At 55.5% G+C, this 5,578-nt stretch carries 3 protein-coding genes and 1 pseudogene; all 4 read right to left on the bottom strand.

Annotated elements, in window-relative coordinates:
- Positions 1-175: 175 nt before the first annotated feature.
- A complete protein-coding gene (locus tag A39O_RS0105805; RefSeq protein ID WP_020503756.1) occupies positions 176-2,680 on the bottom strand; it encodes a hypothetical protein in 2,505 nt (834 codons plus the stop codon).
- Positions 2,681-3,243: 563 nt separating this feature from the next.
- A pseudogene (locus A39O_RS36265) lies at positions 3,244-3,651 on the bottom strand (Tn3 family transposase); the annotation flags it as partial.
- Between the two features lie 346 nt (positions 3,652-3,997).
- Positions 3,998-4,390 (bottom strand): lysozyme inhibitor LprI family protein, encoded by a 393-nt coding sequence (locus A39O_RS37895; RefSeq protein ID WP_083924531.1) that lies wholly within the window; start codon positions 4,388-4,390, stop codon positions 3,998-4,000.
- 571 nt (positions 4,391-4,961) lie between these two features.
- Positions 4,962-5,258 (bottom strand): helix-turn-helix domain-containing protein, encoded by a 297-nt coding sequence (locus tag A39O_RS0105795; protein ID WP_040527241.1) that lies wholly within the window; start codon positions 5,256-5,258, stop codon positions 4,962-4,964.
- Positions 5,259-5,578 lie beyond the last annotated feature (320 nt).

Below are 5,578 nucleotides of genomic sequence, written 5' to 3'. Positions count from 1 at the left end.
CGGGCGCGCGTCGCGCGCCCACCGCACCCTGTCACGCTCCCGCCCAGCCGCGCCGGGGCGCTGGTGGCTGCTGACTGGGTGACTGGGCCAACAACGGTCCGCCGGTTCGGCCCCGGCCCGTCTGGACCCCGGCCACGCTGGGCCTTCCGGTCGCCAAGAACGCGGGGCTCCCACGTTACCGGACCCGCGCGTGGGATTCATGCAGGCTTGCCGAAAGGACACTACCCTTCAGCCTCGAAGCGTCCCCAGCCTTCACCGCCCGCGGGAAAGTCATTGCCCAAGATTCGGTATCGCCTACCGAGCTCTTATATATATATGCGCCGCTATATTTGGCCGTAACGTCCGCGACTGCGCCGATTAGAACGGGTTTCATGGTGAAATTGAAGCCGGCGTACCAACTGCTGTCCGTAATCTTGGTTTTCATCACCTGCTCACTGAAGCTGTGCGTATCTTTATTGTCGCAATAGAAAACCTTGGGCCTGTCTTTCACGCCAGTATCCGCGCCATTCTCTCTCTTCTCTTCGTAGTCTTTGGTAAGCTTCGACAAAGTGATTAGTCCCTGCAATTTTGCCTCCTGTTCCCACTTTGCAATCTTTGCCTTAACGCGCTCACAGTCGAAGCCATTACACGCTATCGCCGAACCAAAGTCGCGGGCTATCAGGCCCTTGGAGAGCGGACTCGGTTTCAAGCCGACCTTGGGGTCACTGTTCCACTCCTCATTGGGGTTTTTGATATTGAACCTTTGCAGGCGTGACGGAACTTCAGCAATCATGTCAAATCGTGTCACCGGGAACTTAAATTCGTCGTTAAGCCCCGGCAAGAAAATCACCTCGCTAAATCTTGGATGGAAGGTTCCTTGTACTTTCATCTGAGGTCTTATTTCACTATATATCACAAAACCCTCGGTACCGAAGTGATCGATGCTGCTCTCCGTTGATCTTTCCTCTGTCAGTTGCTTCGTGTTTGTTTCCGTCTTATGGTCCTCTTTTTCGAACTTCCTTGCATACCCACCGATAGCGGACACCGAAAACTCCACCACGGCTGTTTTCATGCCAAAGCCTAGCTTTGCATCGAATCCACCGCCGTGGGAAGATTTTTCCCATTCGACAACTTGCTCGACGCGTGCGCTAGTAAATGTGGGCGTAGCCACGCTGTTGTTTCCTATGAGATTTGCAGGATCTACCGCAAAGTATGGCCAGCTATAGACGACCAGGTCGACCTTCGTGCCTTTCGCCACCAGTGCTTTTTCGTCTTTCGTTAGGCTAAGTGTCTCGTCGGGAGTAATCGCCGCTTCGGCTTTTTCTACCTCGTCGCGATCGGCGTAGTTGATAGTGCCGATTGAAAAGGACTTACTCTCCCAGCTGGCTTCAATAAAATCCGTTTCTTTATCTAAACAGGCCTTGTCTTTCGCGACAACGCTATCGATGAAAATGTCCTTGGTACCCTGTCTCATTTCACCCCGTATTCTGGGGTTGTGGTTCCAGGCAAACATATTGGGTATAAAATCGGTTGTTTTCCCAAATAGGTTCCCATACTTACCCAAGCCCGCCTTGTCGCGGGCTTTACACGACCAGCGATAGTCATTGCTGCGCGAAAATAAATTCATCCCGAATGTTTTCTCCTTGCTATTGTAGGTTAGCTGACCGCTCCAGGTTTCCTTCGCAAAGTCAACGAACCCACTTTGCCGGGATTCTTCTGACCAGTAGTGGACGGATTTTGTGAACCAGTAGCTGATGACACCATGTTCGTCCGGATTAATCAGCGCGCCGCCCGTGATCGCTGTGGGCTGCTTCCAGGCATTGCGCGTCATACGGCTGAAAGCCCCCGCGTCATCGCTAACACGGCGAATCTTCAGTAGAGGAATATCGCCGCTATCATCGACAGTTGCGATCAGCAAGTTGCTAGCCAAATACTTAAAAACGTTTTTTTCATGCGACCAGTACTCTCCCTTCCCAAACGTATCATCGATCCACATCGCAATGGCGTATGGATCATCCTTTCTGATCTCGTTAGATTGATATTGGCGGGGATCGATGAGATCGATATTGATAACACGGTAACCATACCCACCCGGGACATCAGTTTTGACTTCGCCAACCTCTGTGGCAGAGAGTGTCTTTATACCTGTTCCGGGGTCTGTTTCTTCATCAAGATAGAAGAGGTATTGGCCGCGATAGGCTGTGCTCACCAGGAAACGGGAGCGATGTGGGTGCATCGCGTCTTCTTTGTGTGGCAATTGCAGGACGCGTAATTGAAATAAAAAATCCGGATAGCTCGTAACGTTTGCAGGGGTTTTATTGTTGAAGTACCCCATGAAACCTTTACCAGTCCGGCTGGGTTTGATTGTACATTTAATAATGTTCTGGGGCAGCGTCGAGATACGCCCGGATTTCGAGTCCACGACCGATACGATGAAAAAGTTTGGCCCGTAGTCGGGGTGCCAACCGATCATGTTGCCTTTGAGCGTTCCAGCTATATTGAGTTGTTCGATCTTCACTTTTTTTGGCAACCCGTCATCATCCGTGATCCACACCTCCGGTGGGTCCAGGATCTTTAAGGTACTACGTGGCATATGCACCAGCAGGCCATCACTCGCCACAAACACTGTGTCCGCATGAATCGTGCCCACGGCGAGCAGAGACAATGCGGCAGCCAGTACCAACTGAAAGCGACTGATCATTTTTTTCTTCCCTAGCCAGTTCCCCCGGCAAAGCCCGGGCTTTAGGTTGTGCCGCTCACCGCGGCTAGTCAGGGTCGCTAACGCGGCCCCGACGGGTTGGTGCCAACGAGAAGGTGGCCGATTTGTCGAGCAGGCGCAAATGCCCGCAGCGTTGGTCGTCAGGTTCTTATCGGCAAAGCGGACCCGCATCTGCGCCTCGTCGCGGCCTACCGTATCAGAAAGAATATACGAGAAGAGCGATCAAAAAACTGTGATCCCAGTCAGGAAACGGGTCGTGGCCACCCGTTGGCTGCAAGGCTGCTGGTCCGCACTGCGGACCCTACAAGAGCGGTGTCGCGCCGGGGCTCCGCTGCGCGGGGCCAATCGGCGATGGCGCCGGGTAGCCGCGCGCGACTACTCGCCCGCGGCTCCCACAGCTCCGGACGTGCCCAATGAAGGCATCCGGCTCCTCGGTCTAAGCAAGCGCGACGTGACCCGCCGGCCACGGCTCTGACGCTATGGACATGATGATCGTTGTCACGCGGTGCGGCGGCCCGGTGGTGGGGTCTGACAATTATTGGAACTTACGCTAAGGACCAGTCATCGTCCTCCGGCCCCCGGAGCGGTCGCATCCCGCCGCGGGTGACCTGCTCGGCCAGCAAGAAGGCATAGCGGCCCAACACATTGATATGATGGGTTGACAGCGGTGACAGACGGGCCGCATCTTCCGACCGGACCGCGTAGCCCTCACCGCGCAACTGCTCCAAGGCGGCAGCCGTGTAGAGCGTGCTCCACAGGATGACGGCGTTGACGACCGCCCGGATCGCGCCCAGTTTTAGGGAGCCGGCCACGCGCAGGATGTCCTCCCACTGCCGGACGACGCGCGCCCCGGTGATCCGATGCTTGGCGAGGGCGTTCAGGGCGCCGTAATCGGCGCGGGCATCGAGCCGCCAGAACCGGGCGCCGCCGAGGTCGGCAAGCCGCGGACTGAATGGAAGCAGGCCGGCACGGCGTTCAGTTCGTGCTATGGGCAGTATGCCAACAAAACGACTGCCATCGGTGTCTCGGCCTTGGTCATAAACCCGGCCACCGCGCGATCGGCACGGTCGTCGGTCCGCGCAGCGGACCCTACAGGTCACGGTGTTACCGTAGGGTCCGCTGTGCGGACCGTCCGCGGCTGCTGAGTGTGGACGATGCCAAGGAATTCGGCAGGCGCTGTTCTATTCGCCTGCCAGGTGCGACGCCATAGCGCCTGCGCAATGTGCGCGAATAAGGACCGCGGAGCGCATTGGTTCAACTTTGTATTAGAGCGCATTGCCCGGGTATGCGAACCCAATTTCATTGTCTAAACTCAAGGGCGTTTTTCAAATCAATAAGCCGGTTTTTTGTTAGGCGCGTTAGACAAGCTGAATTAAAGCCCGACCACCCTGTGCCGTTTTCCGCGGGCTGAGTTTCAAAATCACAAATCTCATCACGCAAAGCGACCCACTTTTGCTCTGTTTGGGTGAGCGTGGCTTTATCTTCTTGGTTCAGCTTATCGCGAAGCTTTTTGTATAAAGCATTCAGTTCAAGATCGGCTTTTTCTTGCGCTTTTTCAGCGCAATAGTTCTCTTCTACTGTGGACTTTGGAGACTTGCAGTGTATAGGCGGAATGTCCTCGGCTGTGGCTTGAGGTGCCAAGAGCAATTGGACACAAAGTGTTGCGGTGAATGTTAGGGATGATGGCTGCATAGGGGGTACGACAACGATTCCTTAATTTCTTGGCCACAAGGTTCCGGGCGTTTACGACCAGAGATAGTAGACCAGTTCCGGCGGAGGCTTGTCCACCTCCAGATCGTAGCGCCCGAACCGGTGAACAAGATGGCCGCAAGTCCCCAAGCCCTCGCGAGATCGCTATGGGTATCAAGAAGTGCTTTTTTGATACAGTTCTTGCGCTCGAAAAACAGCATGTTGGCATCTCTGCCGTGCATCTGCTTGAAGTATACCCTATCCTGATGTCAAGGTATCCTGCTGAAAGCGTCAGGATAGGGTTTATGTCATTTTTCTGACGCCAACCTCGAAATGAATCAGAACGGCAGAACACTCTTCTGGCCGATGAGCGATGCAGCGATGCCGGATTTCTATCAAGTTGAATACAAACGCGGCGCACTGATCGATCTGTGCCGGCAGGCGACTCTGGCCTCGCGAGACGGCGGCCGCTTTCACATGACACATCCTAACCCACCTGGGCAGAAGATGTATTGGCAGTCCAAGTATGAAGACAAAATCTCGAGGGTAATCGGCGTATCGCGCTCGGCAATCCTCACGCCTCCGCCAATTCCCGCAACACCTCGGGATGTCGTTGCGCCACCCTGAGCAGCGTCTTGGCCGCACCGCTCGGCTGGCGTCGGCCTTGCTCCCACTCCTGCAGCGTGCGCACCGACGCGCCCAAGAGTTCGGCAAACTGGGCGGGCGACAGGCCGGCGTTCTGGCGGGCGGCGATGATCGGCGAGTACACCACTGTCCCCAGGCCCGCGTTCATCTGACGGATGGATTCCAGCAGGTCTTCTCCTAGCAGCCTGTCGGACTTAGCCCCTAGGATAAGGGCATGAGTCAACATAAAGGCTTTTTGTTGCTCCACATTCTAACGTAAGGTGATTTCCGCGAGAAATCCAACCCGTAGGAGCCCGCTTGCGGGCGACGGGTGGGGGCACAATGACGCGATTCCGGCAGGTCACGTCGCCCGCAAGCGGGCTCCTACGGAGCTTGATGTTTCAAACACTTCCAGTTCATCATCAGTCAGGGGTTGCGTGTTCGATGGCATGTCTGATCTCCACAAGTTGCTTGGCGGACAGGTTTCCCCGTTCGGACTTCGCGTGCAGTACCAACAGCATGAGTGCCCCAGAGGCGAATCGGGTGTAGTAGATCACCCGTACCCCA

This window comes from Lamprocystis purpurea DSM 4197, assembly GCF_000379525.1.
Taxonomy (GTDB): domain Bacteria; phylum Pseudomonadota; class Gammaproteobacteria; order Chromatiales; family Chromatiaceae; genus Thiodictyon; species Thiodictyon purpureum.
Note: the sequence above shows the minus strand (reverse complement) of the source record. Positions and strands in the feature narration are given on the sequence as shown.

Coding starts and splice junctions, on each gene's coding strand:
- A39O_RS0105805 (WP_020503756.1), bottom strand. CDS start 2,680: ATGATCAGTCGCTTTCAGTTGGTACTGGCTGCCGCATTGTCTCTGCTC.
- A39O_RS0105795 (WP_040527241.1), bottom strand. CDS start 5,258: ATGTTGACTCATGCCCTTATCCTAGGGGCTAAGTCCGACAGGCTGCTA.
- A39O_RS37895 (WP_083924531.1), bottom strand. CDS start 4,390: ATGCAGCCATCATCCCTAACATTCACCGCAACACTTTGTGTCCAATTG.